General features: G+C 35.6%; 23 protein-coding genes. 17 read left to right on the top strand and 6 right to left on the bottom strand.

Annotated elements, in window-relative coordinates; genetic code table 11:
* Positions 1-279 precede the first annotated feature (279 nt).
* The 3 genes from IGL98_RS15365 to IGL98_RS15355 all read left to right on the top strand — a co-directional run bounded on the left by IGL98_RS15365 (position 280) and on the right by IGL98_RS15355 (position 3,614).
* Positions 280-1,464: an IS110 family transposase gene (locus IGL98_RS15365; RefSeq protein WP_206912427.1), complete on the top strand. Its 1,185-nt coding sequence runs from the start codon at positions 280-282 to the stop codon at positions 1,462-1,464.
* A gap of 214 nt (positions 1,465-1,678) precedes the next feature.
* Positions 1,679-2,263, top strand: coding sequence for a DapH/DapD/GlmU-related protein (locus IGL98_RS15360; protein ID WP_206913169.1), 585 nt, complete (start codon positions 1,679-1,681; stop codon positions 2,261-2,263).
* Positions 2,264-2,648: 385 nt separating this feature from the next.
* On the top strand, positions 2,649-3,614 hold the full coding sequence (locus IGL98_RS15355; RefSeq protein WP_206842834.1) for an immunoglobulin-like domain-containing protein: 966 nt from the start codon (positions 2,649-2,651) through the stop codon (positions 3,612-3,614).
* 68 nt (positions 3,615-3,682) lie between these two features.
* Here IGL98_RS15355 and IGL98_RS15350 read toward each other — a convergent pair whose 3' ends face one another.
* A complete protein-coding gene (locus tag IGL98_RS15350; RefSeq protein ID WP_206913167.1) occupies positions 3,683-5,143 on the bottom strand; it encodes a helix-turn-helix domain-containing protein in 1,461 nt (486 codons plus the stop codon).
* Positions 5,144-5,716: 573 nt separating this feature from the next.
* Between IGL98_RS15350 and IGL98_RS15345 the strand changes: the two genes are divergently transcribed.
* The 7 genes from IGL98_RS15345 (at position 5,717) to IGL98_RS15315 (ending at position 11,586) form a co-directional block, all read left to right on the top strand.
* On the top strand, positions 5,717-6,139 hold the full coding sequence (locus IGL98_RS15345; protein WP_242590302.1) for a hypothetical protein: 423 nt from the start codon (positions 5,717-5,719) through the stop codon (positions 6,137-6,139).
* Positions 6,140-6,261: 122 nt separating this feature from the next.
* Positions 6,262-6,621 (top strand): phosphatase PAP2 family protein, encoded by a 360-nt coding sequence (locus tag IGL98_RS15340; RefSeq protein WP_242590301.1) that lies wholly within the window; start codon positions 6,262-6,264, stop codon positions 6,619-6,621.
* Positions 6,622-6,820: 199 nt separating this feature from the next.
* Positions 6,821-7,744 carry a phosphatase PAP2 family protein gene (locus IGL98_RS15335; protein WP_206913160.1) on the top strand — a complete coding sequence of 308 codons (924 nt, stop codon included), beginning with the start codon at positions 6,821-6,823 and terminating at the stop codon, positions 7,742-7,744.
* Between the two features lie 205 nt (positions 7,745-7,949).
* Positions 7,950-9,263 carry an NCS2 family permease gene (locus IGL98_RS15330; RefSeq protein WP_069647165.1) on the top strand — a complete coding sequence of 438 codons (1,314 nt, stop codon included), beginning with the start codon at positions 7,950-7,952 and terminating at the stop codon, positions 9,261-9,263.
* 142 nt (positions 9,264-9,405) lie between these two features.
* Positions 9,406-9,774 carry a MarR family winged helix-turn-helix transcriptional regulator gene (locus IGL98_RS15325; RefSeq protein WP_069647164.1) on the top strand — a complete coding sequence of 123 codons (369 nt, stop codon included), beginning with the start codon at positions 9,406-9,408 and terminating at the stop codon, positions 9,772-9,774.
* 87 nt (positions 9,775-9,861) lie between these two features.
* On the top strand, positions 9,862-10,965 hold the full coding sequence (locus IGL98_RS15320) for an NADH-dependent flavin oxidoreductase (protein WP_206842830.1): 1,104 nt from the start codon (positions 9,862-9,864) through the stop codon (positions 10,963-10,965).
* Between the two features lie 156 nt (positions 10,966-11,121).
* Complete coding sequence (locus tag IGL98_RS15315; protein ID WP_206913152.1) at positions 11,122-11,586, top strand: GNAT family N-acetyltransferase; 465 nt, start codon at positions 11,122-11,124, stop codon at positions 11,584-11,586.
* Between the two features lie 94 nt (positions 11,587-11,680).
* Here IGL98_RS15315 and IGL98_RS15310 read toward each other — a convergent pair whose 3' ends face one another.
* Entirely contained in the window at positions 11,681-12,706 is a 1,026-nt protein-coding gene (locus IGL98_RS15310) for a YdcF family protein (RefSeq protein WP_206913150.1), read from the bottom strand.
* 103 nt (positions 12,707-12,809) lie between these two features.
* Positions 12,810-13,406 carry a lipoprotein BA_5634 family protein gene (locus tag IGL98_RS15305; protein ID WP_206913149.1) on the bottom strand — a complete coding sequence of 199 codons (597 nt, stop codon included), beginning with the start codon at positions 13,404-13,406 and terminating at the stop codon, positions 12,810-12,812.
* A 206-nt stretch (positions 13,407-13,612) separates the two neighbouring features.
* Between IGL98_RS15305 and IGL98_RS15300 the strand changes: the two genes are divergently transcribed.
* Positions 13,613-14,803, top strand: a complete 1,191-nt coding sequence (locus IGL98_RS15300) for an AbrB/MazE/SpoVT family DNA-binding domain-containing protein (RefSeq protein ID WP_206842824.1) — start codon at positions 13,613-13,615, stop codon at positions 14,801-14,803.
* 71 nt (positions 14,804-14,874) lie between these two features.
* Here the strand turns inward: IGL98_RS15300 and IGL98_RS15295 are convergent, their stop codons facing one another.
* Together IGL98_RS15295 and IGL98_RS15290 are read right to left on the bottom strand one after the other, a co-directional pair.
* The gene (locus IGL98_RS15295; protein ID WP_206913148.1) at positions 14,875-15,732 is read right to left on the bottom strand and encodes a sce7725 family protein; all 858 of its coding nucleotides are present in this window, start codon (positions 15,730-15,732) and stop codon (positions 14,875-14,877) included.
* Positions 15,732-16,403, bottom strand: coding sequence for a hypothetical protein (locus IGL98_RS15290; protein ID WP_206913146.1), 672 nt, complete (start codon positions 16,401-16,403; stop codon positions 15,732-15,734). The genes IGL98_RS15295 and IGL98_RS15290 overlap by 1 nt, the downstream gene beginning before the upstream one ends.
* A gap of 379 nt (positions 16,404-16,782) precedes the next feature.
* Between IGL98_RS15290 and IGL98_RS15285 the strand changes: the two genes are divergently transcribed.
* The 3 genes from IGL98_RS15285 to IGL98_RS15275 all read left to right on the top strand — a co-directional run bounded on the left by IGL98_RS15285 (position 16,783) and on the right by IGL98_RS15275 (position 23,391).
* Complete coding sequence (locus tag IGL98_RS15285) at positions 16,783-21,255, top strand: bacterial Ig-like domain-containing protein (protein WP_206913144.1); 4,473 nt, start codon at positions 16,783-16,785, stop codon at positions 21,253-21,255.
* A gap of 102 nt (positions 21,256-21,357) precedes the next feature.
* Positions 21,358-21,963 carry a bacterial Ig-like domain-containing protein gene (locus IGL98_RS15280; protein ID WP_206842820.1) on the top strand — a complete coding sequence of 202 codons (606 nt, stop codon included), beginning with the start codon at positions 21,358-21,360 and terminating at the stop codon, positions 21,961-21,963.
* Positions 21,964-23,391: a helix-turn-helix domain-containing protein gene (locus IGL98_RS15275; protein WP_206842818.1), complete on the top strand. Its 1,428-nt coding sequence runs from the start codon at positions 21,964-21,966 to the stop codon at positions 23,389-23,391. It abuts the gene before it with no gap.
* 157 nt (positions 23,392-23,548) lie between these two features.
* On the opposite strand, the gene IGL98_RS15270 is transcribed toward IGL98_RS15275, so the two are convergent.
* The gene (locus IGL98_RS15270) at positions 23,549-24,136 is read right to left on the bottom strand and encodes a DNA-binding protein (protein WP_206842817.1); all 588 of its coding nucleotides are present in this window, start codon (positions 24,134-24,136) and stop codon (positions 23,549-23,551) included.
* Positions 24,137-24,476: 340 nt separating this feature from the next.
* Here IGL98_RS15270 and IGL98_RS15265 point away from each other — a divergent pair, with 340 nt between their 5' ends.
* From IGL98_RS15265 to IGL98_RS15255, 3 genes are all read left to right on the top strand, one after another.
* Positions 24,477-25,136, top strand: a complete 660-nt coding sequence (locus tag IGL98_RS15265) for a hypothetical protein (RefSeq protein ID WP_206842815.1) — start codon at positions 24,477-24,479, stop codon at positions 25,134-25,136.
* A gap of 98 nt (positions 25,137-25,234) precedes the next feature.
* On the top strand, positions 25,235-25,987 hold the full coding sequence (locus tag IGL98_RS15260) for a tyrosine-protein phosphatase (protein ID WP_206842814.1): 753 nt from the start codon (positions 25,235-25,237) through the stop codon (positions 25,985-25,987).
* Between the two features lie 53 nt (positions 25,988-26,040).
* Entirely contained in the window at positions 26,041-26,595 is a 555-nt protein-coding gene (locus IGL98_RS15255; protein ID WP_339099530.1) for an FUSC family protein, read from the top strand.
* Positions 26,596-26,626 lie beyond the last annotated feature (31 nt).

Here is a 26,626-nt window from a genome sequence, read left to right as displayed (position 1 = left end):
TCCGATTTTAGTGGATAACCTTATGAACCATTGTTATTTTTCATTAGGTATTAACTCAATAAATTTGAGATAATATAATTACTGGATTGAGAGGCTATGTCGTTTTCTCCTTGAGTCTATGAGCTCGTCATCGAAAGACTGACACCTCTCTCTGTTTAGCTGTTTACGAATGAGTTAGATGTTGAAAGCCTTCTGGCTTTACTCCGTATCTAGAACAAGGTAGTAACGCTTTTCAGTTGAGTGGATTTCAATCCAAATCCTTATGAAGGCGGTATAATTATGTTCTACATTGGAATTGATATTGGGAAACGTTCCCATGTTGCTTCAATCATGAATGATGAAGGAAAGGTTGTTCTTAAAGGATTTTCTTTTCCGAATACCATTGAAGGTGGAGAAAAATTACTTGGAAAAATTCATGATTTTTCTTCTTCATCAGATGATTTTACTGTAGGTATGGAAGCTACCGGTCATTATTGGTTAACGGTTTTTTCATACTTACATGAAAAAGAGTTTTTAATTCATGTTCTTAACCCCCTCCAAACGGATGGGTGGCGTAAAGGGACAGAAATTCGTAAACGTAAGAATGATATTATTGATTCAGTTTTAATTGCAGATCTGATTCGCTTCGGTTCCTTTGTTGAAACGACACTCTCTGATGAAAATATTTTTTCTCTTAAACAGCTTTCCCGTTATCGTACTTACCTAGTTGGGACAGCGAGTGACTTTAAACGTAAAATCATTGCCGTATTAGACCAAGTTTTCCCTGAGTATGACTCAGTATTCGGTAAATCAGGTGTTTTTGGTAAAGCATCAAAAGAAATTTTACTTGAATTTAGTTCTCCTGAAACACTCCATGATATCTCTGCGAATACTCTTGCGAAACTACTTAAAGAAGCGAGTCACAATCGTTTAGGGATAGATAAAGCCAATGCCTTAAAAAGTGCTGCGAGTCGATCTTTTGGTATTACTTTTGCTCAAGAGACCTTTACTTTCCAATTACGATCAATGATTGAACAACTTAAATTTCTGGAAGCCCAAATTAAAGATACTGAAACTGAAATCAAAAAAATCATGGTTACTCTGCATTCTGTCATTGAAACGATCCCAGGGATCGGACCAATCAATGGCGCTACTATTCTTGGGGAAATTGGAGACATTAGTAAATTTTCCAATCCTACAAAATTAGTCGCATACGCTGGTCTAGACGCGACTGTTTCTCAGTCTGGTCAATATCAAGCAACACATAACGTTATGAGTAAACGTGGTTCCCCTTATCTTAGAAAAGCCTTATTTTCAGCTGCTTTAATTGCAGTACAACATGATCCTGTTCTTAAAGCCTTCTACGAAAAGAAACGTTCTGAAGGGAAACACCACCTCACAGCTCTTGGAGCAGTTTCCAGAAAGTTATGTTACATCGTTCATGCGATTCTCAAAAAGAACGAACCTTACGAAATACGAATGTAACTCAAAAAAATACCTTTGCTTTCTCTTATTTGTTATGCACTTTTTTGTTATTAAATTTTGGACTAATTCTTTTATTCTTTACTTGACTTCTTATAGTTAGTCTTTCTATAGATGTAAGTTATATCTGTATATGTTATATAGGTATTAGTTAAGTATAATACATTCAAGTAGAATAAGAATAGTAAAGATGACTATTTTATTGGGAGGGATTTAGGTGTCAAACGAGGATTTGCAAAAAAAACTAATGGGTGAAACTATATTGAAAGATTCTGAGCTTTTTAAAGAAATCCACTTAATTAAACAAAATAATGAACGTCTGTTAATGGAACTTAATACGCAGTACCATACAAAAGAGAAAGTTTTAGAGTACATGGAAAAAATTACTGGGAAAAGCTTAGATAAATCTGTCACGATTTCACAGCCATTCTATAGTGATTTTGGAAAACATATTACTTTTGGAAAAAATATTTTTATTAATCAGAATGTAACTTTTGTGGATTTGGGTGGCATTACGATTGAAGATGACGTATTGATTGGGCCAAGTTCAAGATTGATTACAGTGAATCATTTGATTGATCCAAAAGCAAGACGAGGATTGAACGTGGCGCCAATTCTTGTTAAAAAGAATGCTTGGATCGGGGCAAATGCAACAATTTTACCAGGCATTACAGTGGGTGAAAATGCAATCGTAGCAGCTGATTCAACGGTCACTAGAAATGTTCCAGATAATGTTATTGTGGCGGGAAGTCCTGCTAAAGAAATTCGCGAAATTTTGAAAGATACTGAAAGTGATGTATAGGTAGAATGTAATATGCTAAAAGAGTAGCAACGAAAAAAGTATAGCGATTAAAGACAAAGTAGTCATTATTACAGATGCTTGATCAGATAATGTTGCACCTGTAATCGATCAGCCTGAAGGCATAATTGTAGTAGGCCTAACTAGCCAATCTTGGTAAGTAAAAAAGAACATAAGGATAGCCTGTTTTAGTGAGTCAATTACTTTATTGTAATTGATTTTTTTTGTTGTAAAAATAATCAATGCTTATAATTTTACTTTTTTTACAAAACGAAAGGAACTTTCTGAAATTTAATATAAAATTTTCGGAGCTGTTTGTATTATCCTTCTAAGTGTAAATAGTTGAATTTGAATTCAACAAAAATTTATCATTAGGAGGTTTTAGTTTATGAAGATGAAATCAGTTAAATTGTTGAGTGTAATGGGATTAGTAGCTGGAATGGGACTATTAGTAAGTACTATTAGCGGCAGTCAGTCAACGAATGCTTCTATGGACGCTTCTACACAAAAAGTAGATTGTGAAAAACCGATGATTTTATTTCCTAATACCTTTGAATTAACGATGGACCAAGTAAAAGAGTTTGATCCCTTAAATGGTGTAAAGGGCTACGATAACTATGATGGAAATATAACAAATAAAATTAAAGTGGAAGGGCCTAGCGTTATTGCTGAGCCTGGAACCTATACGTTTACTTATACATTAAAGGACAGCAGCGGAAATGTAGATAAAAAGGTCAGAACGTACACAGTGGTGGAAAATCAGCCAAAACAACCAGTTACTGAGCAAAAAACAACTGAGCCAATAGCTGAAGTTATGGAAGAAAACAATCAGTTCCAACCAATCGAAGTGGCCGAAAGTGAAGTAGGACAAGTTACAACTGAATCGCAAGAAGCAGTCACAGAACTTGAAACAACAGCTGTACCACAAGAGCCTAGCAGTTCAATTGTCAGCAATCAAGAATCAATTGCTCCGGCAACAATCAGCTTCTTAGGACAAACCATTCCATTTATTCAATGTAATGGTGCACCAGAAGCGCCTAATGTAGGGGCTGGAACTTGGACAGGTACAGGTGCTGTAAACGATCAATTACCAACCCATTTTATCGGACACAATCCTGGCGATTTTGCAGGTGTTATGAATATAACGGTTGGAACACCAATAACTGTAGTTGATGGAAATGGAAATGCTAAGACATACGTTGTTTATGAAGTATTGGATGTAGCGGATGATGGTATCAACGCAAACGATCCATCCGATGACACTTGGGCAAGAGTGATAGAAGATGGCGGAGAACGGATTTCGCTTCAAACCTGTATTACAGATACTGTAAATCGGATCGTATTGGCAAGGTAGTTATATAAAAAAAGGCTATTTATTTCAGCGATATTTTCTGAAATAAATAGCCTTTTTAGTGTTTATCATCAAGAATTATCATAAGCGTACATTAGAATATTTCTAAGATCCAAAGAAAGGGTGCTTCTTGAAACAGGAAAAATCGTGCTGTCAGGTGAAATCTCATGATCAGCAAGTAATGCTCGCTCACATAGAATAACGTGAGACCAGGATTTAGCATAGACTGGTAATTCATCTATAGCATAATACATTCGATCGTCAATAAATTTATCAGAATGATTGATCCACTTCTCCAAGTGCTCTCGATATAAAATATGTGAGAATTCATCTTCTGCAACGACGAAAAAGATTTGTTTTTGCTGGTTTTTCTGTAAGAGTGTAGTCGAAACTTGTGAGGTGAACTTATCAATGATCGTATCCGTAAAATCTAGATCCGAATCAATATATTGTTTTTGCCACTCTTCAAGAATTTTTCGAACCGATAGAATCAAGGATAATTGTTCATCATTTAAATAATAATGCTGTTCAACTAAAAAGGATTGAATATTTTGCCACGTAGAAAGTACAAGATTAATAAATGGCTTTTCAAACAAGATATTGTCGACTAAATTAACAGAAAAGTATTTTTCAAAATCACGTATGAGTGCACGGATTTTCGGTGAATTCTCAATAATTGTGTGACGCTCATAATCATGATCCATTTTTACGATTAAATAATTGGGCGTATTCAAGGAAATTAAGCGATAGGCAGCAGTAAGATAACCGATTTCATCATCAGAAAAAGTTGTCTCTACTTCACTTGGAAAAAAATGAACGATCGTCTTTTTTAGCTCCTTAAAAATGACGCTTTGACGAATCATGTTCAATTCATTTTCTGGATACTTTAGCGGATGGTCAGATGAGCGAGTCAATGACAAATAAACGTTCACTACTAAGAAGATGTACTCTCGCTTATTGATTTTTATATTGTTGGAAAAACGTTCTAACAGTTCATCAACAAATTGCTCTGCTATTTGCCAAAGCTCAGCTTTTGACCATAATTCTTTGAAATTGACCCTCATCAAGATTGACAACACAACACTGCGATAACGTAATTCATCATGAATAAAATGGTTATTTTCATCCATGATTTTAGCGTGCTTAAAAAAGTCTTCCACATTCTTTTTTATTTGAAATGCTTTTGCGACAGAGACAAATTCATTTTCAACGATGGATAAATAATCAGTATCGCCAGATAAATATCTTAAACAAACGTTTAAAAATTTCGATTCTTCATAGATTTTAATAACCAAGGTATACCGAGTCAAATCACTTAAAAATACGGCAGATATCTTTTGACTAGTGCTAGTTGAATAAAGAATCCAATCGTCAAAATAAACTAAGATTTTGTCGAAATCGCGTTTGATGGTGTTGGGTGTCACGTTTAATCGCTTGGCGGTATCTTTGATGGAAAGTTCCCGCATTTCAAATAGAAATTCAACTAGTTTTACCCTTCTCATAATATCTTTTTCGATATACTCTTCGATCATGTGTTCACTCCTCCCAGGGCTGTGGTTTCAAAATGAAAATAGTTCTAAATTATTTACAAATTTCCGGCTGTTTTTTTCAAAAAATTAGAATATCTTCACTATTATCTTAATTCTATTTCGCTGTATTTACAAGGAAGTTCTTAAAACGTGTAGCTGAAAACCAAAGAAATTAGAGGAGGAAGGTAAAGATATGTTTTTTTGAGTGCTAAAAGAAATATGTCGGGATTAATGTCTTTTTATTTATAATGAAACTGACAAAATGTACGATATTTTATATTAAGCAGTGATAAACTATTACTTGTGAGTGAATAAGAATGTTTAGCTTCGTGGGCTAGCTCTTCGGGAAAAAGATAAATTAAGAATGAGGCAAAAAGCACCTCAGTCATAGTTTTCTATTTTCCTGTCAGAGCTAAACGAGCTCGCTACGCTTTTAATGTTATCTAGCTTCGCGGGCTAGCTCTTCGGGAAAAAGATAAATTAAGAATGAGGCAAAAAGCACCTCAGTCGTAATTTTCTATTTTCCTGTCAGAGCTAAACGAGCCCGCTACGCTTTTAAATTTAGGAGGAATAAAAATGTTAAAAAGAATGTCAGATAGTAGAAGAATTGCAATTGTTATCTCAATTTTTGTTGTTTTACTAGGGATTGGTACGTTTGGAGATTTGGCTATTTCCAATGCTGTGATGAGTCAAAATTCGTATATTGCGACCTTTTTACAAAATTATGCCTGTTTTCCAGTAGGTGTTGTGATTATGATGAGTGGAGAAATTATTATTCATTATGCGGTTCGATCGAGCCAACCGTTGATTGCAAAAGTGTTGATCGTTGTTGCAGGGGTAGGGCTATCTTTGTATGGGATATGGTATTACTTAAAATTTGCTATCCAATATACATTATCATCAATCCAAAATGTAGAACACAATCGTCCGATCGGACAAGCAAATAATGATGGCGGTGTTACTCCTACGTTACCAACGTTTATCAATATCATTATTTGAATCGTGGTTTTTGCCATAGCAACATTGATTGTTCAAAAATGGTTAAGTCGTAAAACGTCGGAAGAGCTTGACCGTTTGATGCGAGTAGCTATTTAGGCGTTGCAGTGGCGTTTGTTTATCTAATGTGTGTAGAGGAAATCAAAATTTTGTGGGGGCGTGTTCGGCCGTATGAATTAAATGCTGTTCAAGATAATTTTACGCCTTGGTACAAAATGAATGGGCCAACTGGACATAAATCATTTCCATCAGGTCACTCTTGTGAAAGTATGTTTGCTATTTTCTTCCCTTTATATGCTAGTCCAAAAAATAGGAAGCTTCGTAAACATTTATTGATTTTTGGTATAGCTTGGGGCGCTATTACAGCAATCAGCAGAGTGCTTCTAGGGTGTCATTTCTTTAGTGATGCAACGATGGGTGCATTTATTATTATTTTCCTTGTCTTTGTTGGGACGAGATGCGCACAGTTGAAATTGGTAGACTAAAAAAGCAGAGCAGTGTGACGTTAAGGAATAAAATCAACTAATCTCTAGAACAAAATTTAACGAATTTTGTTCTAGAGATTTTTTGTAGTCTAAAATAGGCGGTCAAAAAATTTACCTATTGTTAACGGAATCTATACGAAGAACATACAAGAACACAACACTTCTCATTTACAATTTAGTGTAGAGAGGAGGTTCATTAATGAACTTTATAAAAGAAAAAAGAGAACTAGTCATACTTGTAAGTTTAGGGATTTTGTTGTTGATTGGTGGGATATGGGATAAACAAATCAGTCAGGGAGTGATGAATCAAGGATCATTATTCGGCACTTTTTTTCAAAATTATGGATTGATTTTTCCAGGAATCATTATTTTTATGTCTACTCAAATATTTATTTATTATGCTAAAGAAAGCAATTTACCACACTTCAGTAAGGGGAGTATCTATTTTATCGCTATTATTGCTGGTTTATATCAAATTTGGCAAATGATCAAAATCATGCTTTTTTATACGGTCACTTCATTGAATAATAGTCAAAAGAATCAACCAATAGGAGCTGCAAATAACGACGGTGGTGGAGCAATGAGTTTTCCAAATTGGTTCTTTCCAGCACTGGTTATTCTTTCTTTGCTTACTTTTGTGGTAGGGTCTATGTTGTGTAATCGATGGCTAAAAGGAAAAAATCAAGAGGAGTTAAATAAATTGGTTTTGGTTGGTTTAGGCGCAATAGTGGCGGTCTATGCTAGTAATACCATCATAGATGTGATGAAAAGTCTTTGGGGCAGATTTCGTCCTTATGAATTGCAAAATAGCTGGGCCGATTATACAAATTGGTGGCGTATCAATGGAGCCGATGGTCATAAGTCATTTCCTTCAGGACATTCAGAACAAGCATGGTTAGCCTTATACTTACCACTTTTTGTTGATCCTTTGAAGAAAAATAAACGGCAGAAAATTGTGATTTTGACAAGTGTATTCGGCTGTTTTGTCGCTTGGTCAAGAGTTCGAATCGGGGCGCATTTTTTGAGCGATGTAGCGGTTGGTTCTGCGATTGCTATTTTCGTGATTTATGTGGTTTCTCGTCTTTTAAATCAACGATTGGATGGAGAAGCTTTATCGGAATAATTTAGTTATTAATGCTGAAATGACGGGTTTTCTTAGTGAAGAAAGCTTGTCATTTTTTGTTTTGGGAAACAGTTTTAGATAAATTGCAGTTAGTAAGCTTTGTATTTACTTATTCTATTCTTTATTATATGATTGAACACGTTGTTTAAGTAATACATCGCAATTTTACGAACAGTTTATTGTTCGGATTTTAGGAGGATATCAAGTGAAAGAAAAAATTATTTCCTATTTTGAGATCGACAAATTAAATACGACTGTGAAGCGTGAATTTCTAGCTGGGTTTACGACATTTATTTCAATGGCGTATATTCTATTTGTTAATCCAACTGTTTTAGGGGCTTCAGGAATGGATGAAGGTGCAGTTTTTACTGCAACAGCTTTAGCCAGTGCATTAGGCTGTATATTGATGGGGATTTTTGCTAAGTATCCGATCGCAACGGCGCCAGCACTAGGAATCAATGCTTTTTTTGCTTATTCTGTTTGTGTCGGGATGGGTGTTCCTTGGGAAACAGCTTTAGCAGGTGTTTTTGTCGCATCTCTAATTTTTATTTTGATCACGATTTTTAAGTTACGTGAATTGATCATTGATGCTATACCAGCAGATTTAAAATTTGCTATCTCTGGCGGGATCGGTCTGTTCATCGCTTTTCTAGGTCTAAGTGAAGGTGGGATCATTGTTTCTAATGAATCGACACTAGTTGCTTTAGGGCCACTGAACGTTGGGTCGACTTGGCTGACTATTTTTGGTCTAGTAATTACGGCGATAATGATGGTGCGTCGTGTTCCTGGCGGTATTTTTATTGGGATGACCGCAACGACTATTTTGGGATTAGTAACTGGTTTGATTGACGTACCCACTAAAATCATTTCAGGTGCTCCTAGTCTTAAGCCAACTTTTTTAGTTGCTTTAAAACATGTGGGAGATATCAATTCTCTACAGCTATGGGTTGTAGTGTTAACCTTTTTATTAGTGACCTTCTTTGATACGGCTGGAACATTAGTTGGTTTGGCGAATCAAGCAGGTTTTATGAAAGACAATAAAATGCCTCGAGTTGGAAAAGCACTCGCTGCAGATTCAACAGCAATGTTGGCGGGGTCACTGTTAGGAACTTCTCCTGTTGGTGCTTATGTAGAATCTTCTGCTGGAATCGCAGTTGGTGGACGTTCTGGACTGACAGCTGTGACGACGGGTCTGTTCTTCATCGTTGGGCTATTTTTCTCGCCATTACTTTCAGTAGTAACGTCTCAAGTAACGGCCCCAGCGCTAATTGTTGTGGGTGTTTTAATGGCTCAATCGCTTAGCCAAATCAAATGGAAAGAGATGGAAATCGCAATTCCTTCTTTCTTGATTCTTTTAGGAATGCCTTTGACATACAGTATTTCTGACGGAATTGCACTTGGATTTATTTTCTATCCAATTACCATGATCGCTGCAAAACGAGGCAAAGAAGTGTCACCGATCATGTACGCTTTATTCTTTGTTTTTGTAGGATTTATGTGGATTTTGAATGCTAGTTAAGTGACGAGTACAATAAAAAAAGTCGTGCGACTAGGGTCCATGGCTTTTCTTTTATTGGTAAGGTTCTTAAAATTTTGACTTTTTTACTAAAAACAAGCAAACTATAACTAGTTGAAAAGAATAATCAGGGAGGGATGATCAAATGGAAGCACCTCTTATATCACAATGGCTGGATTATACAAAAAAACAGTCCATAGTTGAAAAAAAATTAGAAGAAATGTTAAAGAAAAATAATCAACTTACAACAAGTGAGTATTATGCTTTATATCAACTCAAACAAAATGGACGCTGTATGAGGTTGAATGATTTAGGGAATCATCTATGTTTGAGCCAAAGTGCATTGTCTCGTCTGATCAATAGATTGGAAGATCGAAATCCTTCAGTGATCGAAAGAAGGATTTGTGCGGATGATAAACGGGGCGTATACGTAGATTTGACCAATGATGGAGCAAATCTAGTGTCGTCTGTTGAGCAAGAAGTAAATGCTATTTTGAAAGAATACTTTATTTAAAAGACTAAAGAGTTGCTTTTTAGTCTTTTATTCTTTATTATGTAATTAGTTGCATGCGCATGCATGTATGGTAGAGGAGGAAGATTGATGAATAACGTAGATACAGGTTTGACCTTTAAAAGAGGATTACATTTAAAAAATAGACTTGTTGTTGCGCCAATGACAACCAAAATGTCTTTTTTTGATGGTGTTGTAACGAATGATGAAATTGAGTATTATGCATTACGTTCAGGCGAAGTAGGTGCATTTATCACGGCAGCTGCTAATGTTCATGAAGGGGGCAAAGGCTGGGACGGAGAATTAGGTGTGTATGATGACCGTTTTATTCCAGGACTGGCTAAATTGGCCGCAGCGATTAAGAAGAATCATACAAAAGCAATTCTTCAAATTTTCCATGCGGGAAGAATGACAGATTCTAAAGTATTACATGGGGTTCAACCTGTTGCGCCAAGTGCGGTTGCAGCTGAAAGACCCGATGCGCAAACACCAAGAGAATTAACAGAAACAGAAATTTTAGAAATTTTAGAAAGTTTTAAACAGGCGACAGAAAGAGCCATAAAAGCAGGTTTTGATGGCGTAGAAATTCATGGGGCGAATACGTATTTGAGTCAACAATTCTTCTCGCCGCATTCTAATCGACGTACCGATGATTGGGGTGGCACACTAGAAAAAAGGTTTAAATTTATCAATGATTTGGTTGATGGTGTTACAGAAGTTGTCGATCAGTCAGGTGTGAAGGATTTTGTTGTGGGCTATCGTTTTTCACCCGAAGAGTATGAAGAGCCTGGTATTCGGTTGAGTGATACGCTATTTTTAGTAGACCAACTGTCTAATAAGCCTTTAGATTACTTACATTTATCAATCGGTAATTATAGAAATCATTCAGTTAGTGAGTCGTATAAAGAAAAACCAATCCTAGCGTATATAAAAGAAACGATCAACGGTCGTCTTCCATTGATCGGTGTAGGCGATATCAGAAATGGAGCAGATGCAAAAGAGGTTTTAGCGACTGCTGACTTAGCTGCTGTCGGACGGGCTATTTTAATTGATCCACATTGGGCGCAAAAAGTGCTAGATGATCAAGATCATTTGATTAAAACTGAACTTTCTCACTATGATCGGGATGAATTACGAATCAGCAATGGTGTTTGGAGTTTCTTAGAAGGCATGATGCCAGAGCGACTTAAATAAAAGAATACGAATGAAAAACTAGAAATAGTAGATAAAGTTGTAATGACTTATCTGACTTTTCTGGTTTTTTATTTATATTTATTTTAAACTATATAAATAGGTACGATTGAATCAAAGCGGGAAGGGAAATAAAGCTTTAAAAAATGGAGGGACATAATGACAATTAAAATAGAGCGAGTTGCAACAACAAATTCAGATTTACTAAATTTAATCCAGGAATTAAATTATTTTTTCAATGAAGAATGGGGCACAGAGGTAGCGCAAAGCTATCAAAATCATCATAATTTGGCAGAAATGGCTTGTGCAGTTGTCGCGTATGAGGAAGGAAAAGCTGTTGGTTGCGGCTGTTGGAAGCTTCTAGATGAACAAACACCAGAAATAAAACGAATGTATGTAAAACAAACAAACCGCGGTAATGGCGCTGCTGGAAAAATCATGCAGGCGTTGGAAAGCGATATGCTGGAAAAAGGGTACCAACAAGCGGTTCTGGAAACGGGTAAAGAAATGGTAGGCGCTATTCGCTTTTATGAAAGACATGGATATCGAATCATTCCAAATTATGGGGAGTTTGTTGGAGATGAGTTGTGTATTTGCATGAAAAAAATACTCGAAAAGGCTTAAGTAAGGAGCAAATTCTCTATATAGCAAATAACAGCGAAGAAAAAAGTAGCTCCTCTGAAAATAAGTGAGCTACTTTTTTAGATAGTATTCGTATTTATATCGGTAATAGACTAAGAATCACGAATGCTAAGCAGGCTAAAATCATAGACAATGTAAACCATTTATATTGCGTTAATAAGGCAATATATTCTCGAATAAGTGCAGTCGGAAGAAAATACAGAGCAGTTGGAGCACCAATTCCCTCAGCTTTTAAGTGCGCTTTTCGTGCGTATAAAGCGCCTCGTAACACATGGTAATTATTTGTTGAGAATAAAATGATAGGAGCAGAGTCTTTACTTTTCCAGTCCTGAAAAATAACCTTTTTTGAAAAGACCATATTTTCAAAAGTTGTCGTCGATTGATCTTCCACTAGAATGTGAGTTTCCGGGATGTTCTGTGATAATAAGTACTTTTTCATAGCAAATGCTTCTGAAACAGGCTCATCTGCTCCTTGTCCGCCGCTAACAACAATTTTGGCATTTGGATTTTTATGATAATACTCAATCGCTTTATCTAATCGACTTTTAAGTAATGGAGGAACTTCTTCACTTCTGATACCAGAACCTAAAGTAATGATGTAGTCTACCTTTTTTTTGATCGGAATCATTTGGTACATCCATGAATAAAATAAATAGCAAGCAAATAGAAAAGAAAAAAGTAAATCACTTAATAAGGCAAAAATCAAAATTGAAAATAGCCACGTAGGAACTTTACCAGCTCCTACAGACAATAAATAGAAAAAAGCAGGCACGGTGATGAGTAAATTGATCCCCAATAATGCGGAAAGCTTTGCTGTAACGCTACGACCTTCTCTTGTCTGCATCGTATGCGTATTAAAAATGAAGAAAGCGCAAATGCCCAAAAAAATGAGTGGAAATAATGCATAGACAATAATAATGACGAATGTGGAAATGTTTGTAGAAATTTCCCCGATCTTAAACAACCCCATCATCAATAAAGTCAACGTAAGGAACAAGCCGCCAAAAGCAAAAATCATCCCGCCAAAGAAGCTTCGACGTTCCTTTAGTAAAACTAAGATACCAATAATAATAAAAACACAAGATACAATAACCAGTGGCATTATATTTAACTCCTTTTCACCAAATAAATAGGATGAAACAAAAGCAGCTACTTTTGTTTCATCTCTTATGCAAATTTAACGAGAGTGAAGCTGATTGTAAAGTTTATGTTCCACTCTCATCATATAGTTGATTCATTTCGACTTTATTATAATTGATTAAGACCTTTGATGCATCTGATTTGACTTTTAAGACGCCTAAACTAATAGGTGAACCAGTAAAGGCATTGTATTGCTTATCTGGAAGGATTAACAAATTATTGACATGAGCAGAGGACTCACCTAACGTAACGTACTCATTAATAGGAGATGGAAAGGCTTTGTATGCTTCGTCAGTAACCATAGATGTACTTTCTTTTGAAAACAAGGATACTTCATTCGGAGAAATTTTTTTAATAGGTTCAAATTTATAATTATCTTTTGAACCAGTTACTTTTTTGAAGCCATTAAACGCAATTATTTTTTGAGCATCTGTTACGTTCAAAGCAAGGGTTTTTGTCGGTTCGACCCATTTACCTTCAACAACTACATGTTTCTCGATATCTTTTTTTTGTGCGTTGATGGAATTATTGACTTTTGTTCCATCCTTGTCTAAAAGAATGATTCCGTATACAGGTTTATGTTTAAAATTATTATAAAGAAAGAGTCCCCCTATCGATAGAACAATTAAACTTAAAATAGAAATTAAAAATTTTTTTAACATGAAAAATCTCCTTTTATCATTATTTGACATTAGTATATAAAAAAAAGAAAAAATCAAACATCGATTAACGAACATTAAAACGAACAATAGTGAAAGGTAATAAAAACTCTTATACATGGGACTTTTCTAAATTCGTATCTATAACTTGCTTTTATATCAAAGCAATCTATACTATTTATGAGATGTTAAATTCAGGGGGAATGGGTATGGAAGAAAAAAAACTTAGTATCACACTGCCGGAAAAGATAGTAGAAGAGTTTCATTTAGAAAATGAAGATGACGTGACTGTAAGTATCAAAGATCAAAAAATAGTGATTGAACCCAAAAAGAAAATAGCAGGCAACCAGACGCTTTCGTTAAGATGGTTTTTGATTCCGACAACTGTGATCAGTATCCTATTTTTAGCTTATTTATTTTATACAGACAAAAGTCAAATTGCGTTGGTAGGGGCGTATTCAATTGCGAATTTTGTCCTTTCGTTGGGTGTATTAAGTGGGGTTTTCAGTTTTTTACTCTTTTTTATTAAAGGAAAAAGAAATCAAGTTACAACGCAATCGAAAGATATTTATTGGCGGAATTTCCCAACGATCTTACTTTCATTCATTGTTATTTTAGTTTTTGCATTGTTAGTTTTTTTCAAAGTAATCGGGTTGGTTTTTATAGGTGCGACGTTTGATCGTTATACCGCGACCTTATTATTTTTTGTGTTTGTTGGATTCGTCAATTATTTTATGATTTATTCAGCATTGTCGATCACACCGGTAAAATTGACTAATTTACTGATTTTTGTGATTATCGGTGGCGTTTTGCTGGCCATGATCACAAATAAAGATTACCAATGGTGGCAATTCAACTTTAGCTTTTTAGGAACGATCGAGGCAAAAAGCCGCTGGCAATTTAATTTAACGTTGATGTTTTCATCATTACTGATGGTGGCATTGATCGATGGGCTGTTTGTAGAGTTGCAAAAAGCGATTCCGCATAGTAAACGACTAACGATTTTGCGTATTCTTTTAACCTTAACAGCACTAGATCTCGGTGCTGTGGGATTATTTCCTTATACAGAAACAGGTCCGTTTCAAGGTGTCCATAATCAAGTCGCTGGTTATTTAGTTTATTTGATCGTGATTTTGATTGTTGGAATCAAGTGGTTATTACCTAATGTAACCAAAGAATTTTTGTCGATTTCTTATATGATCGCAGCAACATTAGTTGTAGTCGTGGTGTTATTTCAATGGACAAGTTACCTTTCGCTCACGGCATTTGAGCTGTTATCTTTCATGTTGGCATGTAGCTGGATTGTTTTGCTGCTTCAAAATCTGCAGAAAATGGCGCAAAATATCACTAATACATTTCAGGTGAAAGTCAAACTGGATCCTGAAAAACAAGAAGAATAATAAAAGTAAAATAAGGGTAGAGCAAGGCTTTCTAGTTTTGCTCTACCCTTATTTTATTATACAAGCGATTTTTATTTGTCTAGATAACGGGACATCAGTTCTATATGATGCATGACAGCCGCTTTTCTCATAACGCTCATACCAGGGAATTTATCGTTTGAAACGGCCGTAAGCAGCAACTCAATTCCTAAAGTGAGGTTCTCACCGCACAATTTATTTTTCCAGTCGCTGATCTCATCCATGAGTTCAAAAAATTTATCTTTTTGTGTGGGAGCCTCTTCAGTTGAAAGAAAATGATGGATTCGCAACGAATCGTCCTCAAAATAAACCAGATGCAAACTTAGGATTTTTGACGGATAACTGTGTTCATAGTAAATTCGGCTGTCGATAGAAAAATCACTAAATCCGATAAAACCACTTTTTTTAAAGGTCAAATGAGTATCTGAAAAAAATTCATCTGGGCATTCTTGATAAAAACTCGTTTTAGGTAATCTGGTAAAAACGTCTTGAGACAGAATCTTTTCGCCTTTGATTTTTTGCAGTAAACGGAATTCTTTTGGTATCAAAACTTTCGTCTGATTGGCTTGCCAATCACTTTGTAATGCAGGTGTGGAGTTGCCAATCACAAATAATTGAGGTTCTTCGCTCAAGGTTTCGATAGGTTGCTCCACGATCACTGCTTTTTCCAAGGATAACGAGTTTAGATAAAGAATTCCTTCTTTAGTCATAAAGTCACCCGTTTGAGGGTTTTGGATAAGGTAAAATGGTTGGTTTTCTCTTTGGAACAAGTCAATAAATTTTTTTAATGCATTAGAATTTTTGACTGGCTCAATGATTGGCAGAATGTGTGCAGATAAGCGTTTTTTTTCTACTAAGGTTGTTAAAGCGAGCAAATCAAACTGCTTACCTCGAAAGTAAGGATAATACATTATTTCTCCTCCAACAGACGCTGTTCCAATTCAAAATAAGCCTCACGCGTGGCGTCCAATTCAATTTTTAAGGCCTCGACTGCTTGATCACAAATATCTTCAGCGAAACGATCATAGAAATTCACTCCACCACCAAACAAGTCATAATCCGGTTGTCTTTTTTTTAACTCTTTGTATAGCTGATCCGTCGAAAATACCCGTAACCCACGAGATGTCTGCTTGGCTTTACCGACTTCGCGAGCTTGGGCTGTGATCAAACGAAAAAGCAGTTCTTGCTCATTGACCAAAAGCTCTTGTCTTTGCGGTTTCTTCTCTATTGTAAAGTAGCCCGGCAACATTTGCTCTTCCTCCGAAAGGTATTGATGATAAACCATAACTCCGATATGACTAGGAATTTCTTCTTTGATTTTTTCAAAAAGAGCAACGGGTAAGACAAAATAATTATAGTTTCCAATAAAAGAAAGTTTTGCTTTTGAACGGAAATCAGCTTTACTAGCCTTTAATTCATAGCAACGCCATTCAAATTGTTTCTCAGCAGTCAAACGGCAACTCAGCGTATCAACAATGCCTTGTTCGGCGGGCATCGTTACCTCCTCTACCACTATATCTCCATTTTCCCGACAATAATAATATAGAACTTCTTCCATTTGGGTCGTTAATGATGTTTTCATTCTTGACTCCTTTTTCTTTTCTTCTACTATAAAACGTACGTTCGTAAAAATAAAGCTTTTTTTCTTGTTTCGGTTATAAATAAAAATTAACATTAATTTATTAACTAGTAATATGTTAGTTCGAAAATCAAGGTGATTATTTATAGAAAATTATTTATATATATAATTAATATTCGTAAATAGTCCGATTTTTAGTGAAGTAGATCATCAACATCTGGAACGAATTTACGTGTGGTTATTGAATAATATAGCTTCTTCGCTAACTATAACAGCGTATATGTTTTTATTTTTCGTTAAAATATAAAAAAATAATCATAATAAAGTTTAAAAAAGTATATTATATAATTGTATTAAAATATTAAGAATAAGGAGTTCGTTCATGAAAAAAAGAAAATTACATATATTGATGCTTACAGTATTACTCACTCAAAGCTTTGGATCGACTGTAAGTGCATTTGCAACAACTACGAATAATATAGATGACCTTTCCCAACACAAAGATTCTACTGACACATCGTCAGAGATAAATTCTGAAACTAATTTGGAGAATGAGGCATTAGAATCATCAACAGAAAATCAAAATACTGAGACTAGCGGAACGAGTGAAACAGCAGCTAGTAATCTGCCGACTGAAGTAGAGAACAATACGGCCGCTGAAATCAACGCAGATTCCATTACAGACAATACACAAATTCCTAAAACGAAAAACGCAGATAAAAATGTCGCGATTGAAGATGAGATATTGGCAAATATGACGCTTACCAATATGGACGGTGTTGAATACAGTCAAAGTACGTTAAACAGATTATTGAATACAACACCAGTAACAGCAAAATTGAACTTTGTGATCGAAGATAAAGATTATGCACCAGGTTCAGTTTATACGATGACGTTACCTGACCATTTAGGCTATTCAGATATCAGTGGCGAAGTAGCGAATGTTGGGGCTCATTGGGCAGTCGATGCCAAAAGCAAAACATTGACGATTACGTTTAATCAACGAATCACTGAAACACAATTTAAATTAGAGTTAAAAAGTTATGTATACGCAGATACAACCCCTTTAGTTACGATTGAAACACCAGGTCAAACAACGAATCGGTATAACTTTGACTTGTATGAAGACGTCGCTCCTATAAAATATGAAGAAACGACTAGCCAATACGGACTCAAAGGGAATGTTTATTATAACTTGGATAGAACATTATCTGGCAAGCAGACATTAGAATTAGTGATGTCAGAAGCACCAGGAGCAAAATTTTATAATACCTCTAAAGAAGAAATTGGTGTTTTCTCATATGATGTAGATATCAACGGCAATGTGATTCCAGATTCAAAACAACTCTTAGAAAAAGATAAAGACTATACGATCGATGAAGACACTGTTTACAGAGGAGCAGTCACAATTACAACTATGGATCAACAAAAAGCATATGCCTTATCTGTTGATCGTGCCTCAGCGTTAGAGAGTGTTTCCAATTATTCTTACAGTTTTTACAATCAATATCCGACGACTAAATTAGGATCAGTCATTTTAAATCGTTCCTCTGCCCAATATGGCGGACTTGAATTTACAGCCAAAACAAGTAAAGATCAAAAATCTTTAAAAGAAGTCGGTCTAGGATCACTTCAAAGTGCTGGTTTCCAAGAAAAAGGAAATTACTATGTCTATATTTACAATCTCCCTACACAAACTAAAGTCGGCGAACAAATCATTTTGGAAAGTAAAAATGGACAAAAAATCACGGACGCTCAACTTTCTGCTTCTGATATGGAGTACAAAACAGTTCCAATTACGGATTATTTTGATGTGAAAAAAGAAGAGAACAAAGTAATTTTAACTGCAACGAAAGATAGTGTATTAAGAATAAAAGCAGATAAACTAATTATTCCTTTTGATCAAAAAGACATTGATATTGCAATTAGCACACCTGTTGTCAATGGCGGAAAAGAAATAATGCTAGTATCGGACCAGTACCTTCAGCCAATTTCTATCATCAATCCCAACAATGTAGAAACAGCTTGGGGGAACTATGATCGAAATGGCGCCTACTTTGGTGATACAACAATTGCAATCGAGGGAAGCGATAAAAATCCTGTAAAGAACGCAACAATCAAAATTGAACACCCAAACTATTTACAGTTAAGAGCACCTAAAGGGGAGTACGACTATTACAAACTAGACAAAGATTACACGATAACGGCAGTTGAAGGGGGCTCTCTTATTAAGTTTACAACGCCTGTTACTCGTTCTTTCAATCTAGATTTAGGTTTTAATTATATCCCAGATAGTCTTGAAAAAAGTAAGAGTATCCCTGTTGATACCCTTGCTGTGACACTAAGTGCAGATGACTATGAAGCAGTGGAAACAACCGTTAGAACAGGTAGAAAACAGTACTCAGAGCGAACGCTCCAAGCTAGTAAAAATCAATTTTTAGTAAACGCAAGAAATGATTCTTTCGATTCCTTGAGCGTAACAACGAAAATTCCAACTGGTGTAGATGTGGCTTTTGATATTTATGATGTTTCAAATGACCAAGTGGAATCAATTTATCCGCAATATTGGGATCGAGGGCAATATTTTGATAAACCTTTAGCACCGACTAGCGCAGCGTATCCAAAAATTACGTTTGATGAAGCGACGAATAGTTATACATTCGATTTTGGTAAAACCTCAAAACGGTACATTATTGAATACAAATACGCAAATGGCTGGATCGATACCAAAACAATCAATGTGGCTGGAAGTGCTGCGGAACCATTGTACGGAAATCAGATAATGTCAACGGGTGTTTCTGTAAACAATGAAGGAACAGAGATCCTATCTGCCAGTCAAACAAGCCATGAATCATTGAAAAATGTAACGAAAAATGAAGTGAAGACTAAAAATATTAATAACGGAACCCGCAAAGTCAAAAATCCAACTTTTGATATTGCGACTAAAGGAACAACGAACGCTGGAATCGACTTAAATTCGATTATAGTAACGAATGTCCCTCAAGATGCGTACACAGTTAAACAAACAGCGAACGGTGCTCAAATTGTTTTTGATCATTATACGCTAACGGAAGATATTACGATTACGTACAATACAATTTCTAAAAATGCTGGACAAATTTCTACTGAAACGACTATTAGTGCGGATAATTTAGCACAAATGTCAGAAACGCGCAGAAAGGTTGCGACAACACCTCTTGTTTTGAGATTCTCTGATGGTGATGCTGAAGGAGTCGTTTATTTGGCTCAAGCGCAATTTCACACGTATAATGAAAAAGATCAAGCAATAAATATTCCAAATGTTCCATTTGAACTGATCGACAATGTGACCAATAATAAAACAGAGTTTACGACAGATGAGGATGGCCAATATAAATTTGACGCAATCATGTCTGGAGAATACACGCTAAAAGCAAACGACATACCAACAGGTTATACGATCGATGAGGAATACATGAATGGCAAAGAAATCAAATTGACGAAAGACGCGAATTCAATTGAAATTCCACTTAAAGAAAAAGTAGATCAAACAAGTGTCAGTGCAAAAGATTCAATCATTTATGTAGGAACAAATTGGCAGCCAGAAGATAACTTTACAGAAGCTACTGATCAAGATGGAAACCCAATTATGTTTGATCAAATCACGGTAAGTGGAACGGTAGACACTACAAAAGTCGGAGATTATGAGATTACCTATCACAATCAAGGCAAAGAAGCGAAAGCAATCGTTTCTGTGGTTGCTAATCAGGAGACATTAGTAGTCAAAGACTCAACACTTTATGTAGGTGATGCATGGCAGGCTTCAGATAATTTTGTTTCAGCAACGGATGAAAATGGAAAAACTATTCCGTTTGAAGAGGTAACGTCTTCTGGAACTGCTGATACAACAAAACCAGGTAGCTATAATGTAACTTATCATTACGGAAATCAAACCGAATTGGCTAAAATCACTGTATTACCCAATCAAACCACAGTTCGTGGAAAAGATTCAACCATTTCTGTCGGTACAAATTGGACACCAGCCGATAATTTTGTTGAAGCAACAGATAAAACAGGAAAACCAGTTGCCTTTGATCAAATTACTGTAACTGGAACTGTCGATACAAGTAAAGTTGGCGATTATGAAGTCACCTACGAAAATCAAGGCCAAAAAGATTCGATAATGGTTCATGTTGTGGCTACACAAGAAACGATTGCTGTTAGAGACTCTATCATCTATGTAGGAGATACTTGGCAAGCCGCAGATAACTTTGTATCAGCGACAGACAAAACGGGTAAAAATACCCCAATTCAAAACATAAAAGTAACGGGCACTGTAGATACAACAAAAGCTGGCGTTTATGAAGTTGTTTATGAAACGAGCACGTTAAAAGAAACAGCAAAAATAACAGTAAAAGCTGATCAATCAACATTAGTCGTAAAAGACTCAACTATTTATGTCGGTGATGACTGGAAGAGTGCAGATAACTTCGTGTCAGCAACTGACCGCGACGGTAAAGCCATTTCTTTTGAAGAAGTAGAAGTCGCAGGAACCGTTGAGACTAAAGAAAAAGGCGAACACAAAGTATCTTATACGGTTCAAACAACGAAAAAAGCTGAGCCAAATAAAGCCAGAAAAACTGTAGAAGCAGAGAAAAAACTGACTGTCACAGCGAAAATCACAGTACTGGAAAAAAATGCACCTAAACCAAACGAAACAAATAAGAATCAAACCCATATTGCGAAACCAGACAAACAAGGGAATTACCCTAAAACAGGTGAAACAGTCAATCATTATTTCAGTTTGATTGGACTCTTGGCGGTATCGATCACCATAGTTGGGATGATCCGATTAAGGAAAAGAAGAACAGATTAACTGAATGATACGTAAGAATGGGGCTGGGACAGAAGGAAAGTTACAATTGCTTCTGTTCGGGCCTTTATTCGATTGATCCAACCTTTGGAGGCGCAGGAATAAGTGAAAAATAAACCATTGATAATAGGGACGACCTTACTAGTTTCATCCGCACTTTTTACTCATATTGAAACGTTTTATGGAGAAGAAGCAACAACACCCGGGAAATATAAACTGACCTACGAGGTAGATGGGAAAGTTGAAACAGCTGTAATTGAAGTCAAAGAGAATCAGACGGAGCTAATCTTGAAAGATATCGTCATCAAACAAAACGAGAAATGGTCTCCGTTAGACAACGTAGTTTCACTAAAAGATAAAGCTGGCGAGCCGCTGAATATAAACCAAGTGACGATTAAAAATAACGTCAATACACAAGAAACTGGCATTTATTTTGTAAAGTTTTCCTATAAAAATTACGAATCTATTGCTAAAGTATCCGTCAATCAATTTAGCCGTTCTGAACATAAAAAAAGAGTAATGAATCACTATTCCCCAAGTGACTCTCAAACCAAAATCATGCTGAATGATGATCTATTGCAAAATGAACCAACTAAACCAAAGGGAAACTTAGAAACTTCTGGCGGAGCAGGTCTGCCAGGTTCCTCGAGTTTTGGTAATATGTTGAGTTTTCTATCTGGATCACTTCTGTATGGAACAAGGAGAGTATAAATGGATTTCTTGTTATTAGACGAACGAACGAATTTAAAACTATCCATTATCCGAAAATTAGAGCAGCACTATTCGTTTTCTGAACGTAAAGATAGTTTATGTGCGCAATTAGATATTTCCCAATACCTTCTGGAACGAAGCGTTTTAGAAATAAATGAGGATTTGAAACGGTTTGAGCTGATCGATGAAATGGAATTGATCGAGCAAAATAATGAGATCATCCTTTTTCAAGGTTCTCATGTATCATCAAGTATTGTGGAGGAGAGATATTTAAAACATTCGTTAGAATTTACATTGCTGCAAACGATCTTTTTTAACCAATTTTCTTCGATCAAAAAATACGGGGAAAAACATGGTATGAGCCGCACAGTTGTTTATAAAATTGTTGACAGAATCCGGAAAGAGTTAATGCAATATGATATAAAATTAACCAAAACATTTCAATTAGTTGGAGATGAAATGAAGATTCGTCAGTATTTTAACATGCTCTATTATCGAATCTATAAGGATTCAGACGAGTTATATAATCAATCGGATATCTTATTAGTGAATGAGCTACTTTCTGCTATGAAACTGCATTGTAAAGAAGTAAAAACGTTTTATCTGTTTAAGCATTACTTGTTTGTTATGCTAGAAAGAGTGAATAAAAAGCATAACTATTATTTACCTAGTCATTTTCAATCAGTCGATTTTGATAAAAAGAACGCGTTATATCAAACGCTGGATCAATGGGTGAAGCAGACCTTAAATGGAACAAACCGAGAAAAAGAAGCCGAAATAAGCGGGATTCTTAGCGAATTATCGATGTATCAAAGTGAATTTTGCGACCTTGAAAATGAGGTGATCGAAAAGTATCAACAGCAGTTGGCACAACAAATTCGCCTATATCCACAGCTAACATTAACAGGAGCTGATTTCTGGAATAATGTGAATAGAACGATCTATCAGCACAAATTCGTTACGCCTTTGATTGATCTTACGTTACGTGTGATGGACTTGGAATTTTTTCACGAGCGCTATCCAATCATCTTTGAAGTCTGCCATACATTTATTTATCAATTGGACAAAGAAGAATTTAAATTTAGTAGGAAATCGCTTTTTTTCAATTTATTGCTCGTACTTTCTCAACAATACGATCAGGAAAATGAGAATAATACGATTAATATCCATGTGAACTTCACACAAGGCGAAAAATATAACCAATTTATCAAAGCGCAAATCAAGATTTTCGATTCTTTTAGCATAAACTTTCAGCCAGTCGTACGTCCAGACACAGATTTAATCGTCTCTGACTATCTTCCCCAGATAACTTTTTCAGCACGTAGTCTGATCTGGCTGGCTCCGCCTAGAGCAAGCGACTGGCGTAATTTCGGTAATGAAATCGTACAAATCAATAAGAATTTACAATTGAATAAGAATCGGATCTAGTTTCGATTGTTAAGTGAGTAAGAGAAAATGTAATAAATTTTCTTTCACTCACTTTTTTTATGTAAATGTAAACACTCTTATTATTTAGACTGACCTTGAGGAAGAAACTGGCGTAATTTTGGAAATGAAAAGTTCTTGATAAGAGGGACTCAGATTTTTATTGAATCAAAAAAGAAGTAATTTCAGAAATCTGTGCATCTTTTTGATTGCTTTTAAATCGTATAATAATTGAAAAATAAATTTTAGCACCTGCTTTAGTTGTGATGATCCCATGAGCTGACCCTTCGTTTCCATGGGTTAAAATAGATTGAATCTCAAGGAAGCCAATCTCTATTGTTTCTTTGAGTATCAATTCGATAAACGTATTTTTATCTTCAATGGCTTTCTTATTAGGAATGATACAACGAAATGAGTCAGATAGCATAGATTCTAGTAAATATTGATTTCTAGAAGCTGCAGCAACAATGCAATCGCGAATCATTCTTCGTTTTGGGGCATTGTCGCAATTCAAAGAACAAAGGACTGTAAAATCAGACTTTGGCAATGATACATCCTTTGGGGAATCTTGAAAGAATAACTTGTGCTCAGCCAAGGATTTTTCTAAAATGCTGATTGCTTTAGATCCTATACCATGTAGTTTTGAAAGATTCGCTCTATCTAGTAAGCTAATTTGTTCAAGCGTTGTAATACCAATCGAATGAAGTGCATTAGTAGCAGGTTTGCCGATGTTGGGTAATTTGGTCATATTTGCCTCCTTATGTAATTTATTCTTTGTCCCTATTATATATCTAGTAGGATTTGATTGAAAATAAATAAGAAACGCAAAATCGTTATCGAAAGGAGTCTGGTATCTTAAAAATAATCTTTTTCCATTTAAGTCGTATGAACAGACAGCATCGAAGAAAAATTAAAAATAATCAGAGGTAAAATAGGGTTAACAAAAGAAAGGGAGGACAATAACTACATAGGAAAAAATTAAATAGAAACCATTACACAATAAAGAGTCAAAAAACGTTTTACCCAAGCAATACAAACAGGAAAATTGCTTTGATCCATCTTATAAAAATATAGAAGAGGTGCAAATTATGAACAAGATTAAATTAACAGGATTAGTGTTAGCTTCAGCGGCTGTTTTATTCAGTTTGGGCGCATGTTCTAAACAAGAAGGAAAAATTATCAACGAGGACTTGGTAAGCTCATCAGAAACAGCTGATGGTTCGATCAAAGAAGATACATACGCTTTAAGTGAAGACGGTGAGTTTAAGCAAATTGAATTCGGAAATAAGGACGCACTGGTCATTGATAAAGCAACCTTTGACACGGATTGGTCAGATGATAGCTGGTCGGGTGTTAAATTATCGATCGATAAAGCGAAAATTGTAGAAGTTGAAAAATACAAAGATAACGAAGGCCATGAATACAAAGGACTACTAGCCTTGGACTTTAAACTTCACAACAATGAAGACAACAAAGATCTTCATATCCATCCAGGAAAAGCAACCTTAGTGCTGGAAAATGGTGAAGAAATCGACGGAGAACATTTTTCTGATTACTGGGATGACTTCTTTGCAAAGGGTGAAGAAAAAGACGGGCATGTCTTTTTCAAATTTGAAGAAATGGACAAAATCGACGAAATCAAAGAAATTCACTTAACATTTGATGGAACATATGGTGGAAAAGACAAGGATCTAGGTACTGTTGATCATGAATATGATGTGAAATTACCACTCACTCTAAAAAAATAAATACTCGTTTATCCCTGTCGACTCTGGTTGAATCAAACCAAATAAATTCTTTGACAGGGATTTTTTTAGCAAATTAGGTTAATTATTGGAGGAATAATATGAACACGATTACGAATTTTAGAGATATTGGTGGCAATCCGGCTTTTAATGATAAAAAAGTGAATAAACAACAATTGTTTCGAAGTGGCAGTTTAACTGAATTAACTCAAACAGAACAACTCTTTTTAACGAAAGATTGTAAACTAAAAGTGATTGTTGATTTTCGCAGTGAAGAGGAGAAAAAAAGTCAGCCTGACACTGTTATGGAGAGGGTCAAATACGTCCCAATCAACGTATTGGCTGATAGTATGGACAAGAATGGGAGTATCGAAAGTATGATGACAGCAACGATTCCAGCAGACGAAATGATGGAGGCTATCTATAAAAATCTTGTTTTGTTGGATTCGGCACAGAAAGGCTATCAAACATTTTTAGAGCTATTGCTTGAGATACAAGGAGAGCCGTTGGTTTTTCACTGTTCTGCAGGAAAAGATCGAACGGGTTTTGCGGCAGCGTTAGTGTTAAGCGTGTTAGGGGTATCGAAAGAGGCTATTTACCAAGATTATTTACTAACGAATAAAATGCGTAAAGAGGCTAATAACAAGCTACAGGAACAAATAGAAACATCCTATCAACTTTCTGATGTACAAATGGATCAACTCAAGCAGATGTTAGAAGTGAAAAAAACATATTTAGACATAGCTTTTGCAACAATCGACCAAGAATATGGCAGTTTTCATACATATGTAACGCAAGTGTTACATTTTTCAGATGAAAAAATCGCTCAGTTACGTAAGATTTATCTTAAGTGATTTGTTAAATGTCTAAAGCGGAATAGAGAAAAAATTTAGAAGGTGAAAGTAACGTGAGATTTGCCAAAATACATATTGAACAGAGAACAATTAAAATGGCAGCCGTTGTGTTTATGTGCATTGCCTTTTATAGCGTTGTTGGGACTCCAGATAATACAAGTTTAATGATGATTTCGTCAAGTACAGCAGCTTTTGGAATTTACCCAAAAACAGTTGATGTATGGATCTTTGCAAGGTATCGTATGCTCGGTACTGCGATTGGTTGTTTTTTTGGAACGGTTTATTTATTGATCCAAAATCATTTAACGGATGAAGGATTATCCAGACTTATTTTTATCCCATTCCTCATTTTTATTACTGTGACGATTTCTGGTGGTGTAAAAAGTCCGATTACAGTGAGAGGCTCTGTGATGACACTGATCGCAATGACGCTCGTTACACCTGTAAATGATAAAAACTATGTTTTGCAGCGAATACTTGCAACACTTGTCGGGACATTAATGGCTGTTTTGGTGAATTTCTTATTTGAACCTAAAAAATCACATATTTTGAAAGACTTAAGAAAGAGTATCGATGTGGATAAAAGGAAGGAAAAGGATGACTTATAACAAAAGAAGGATAGGAAACGACTCATGGCGT

The sequence above is a fragment of the Enterococcus sp. DIV0840 genome, assembly GCF_050527835.1.
Classification (GTDB): Bacteria; Bacillota; Bacilli; order Lactobacillales; family Enterococcaceae; genus Enterococcus_L; species Enterococcus_L ureasiticus.
This window is presented reverse-complemented; position numbering and strand designations above follow the sequence as displayed.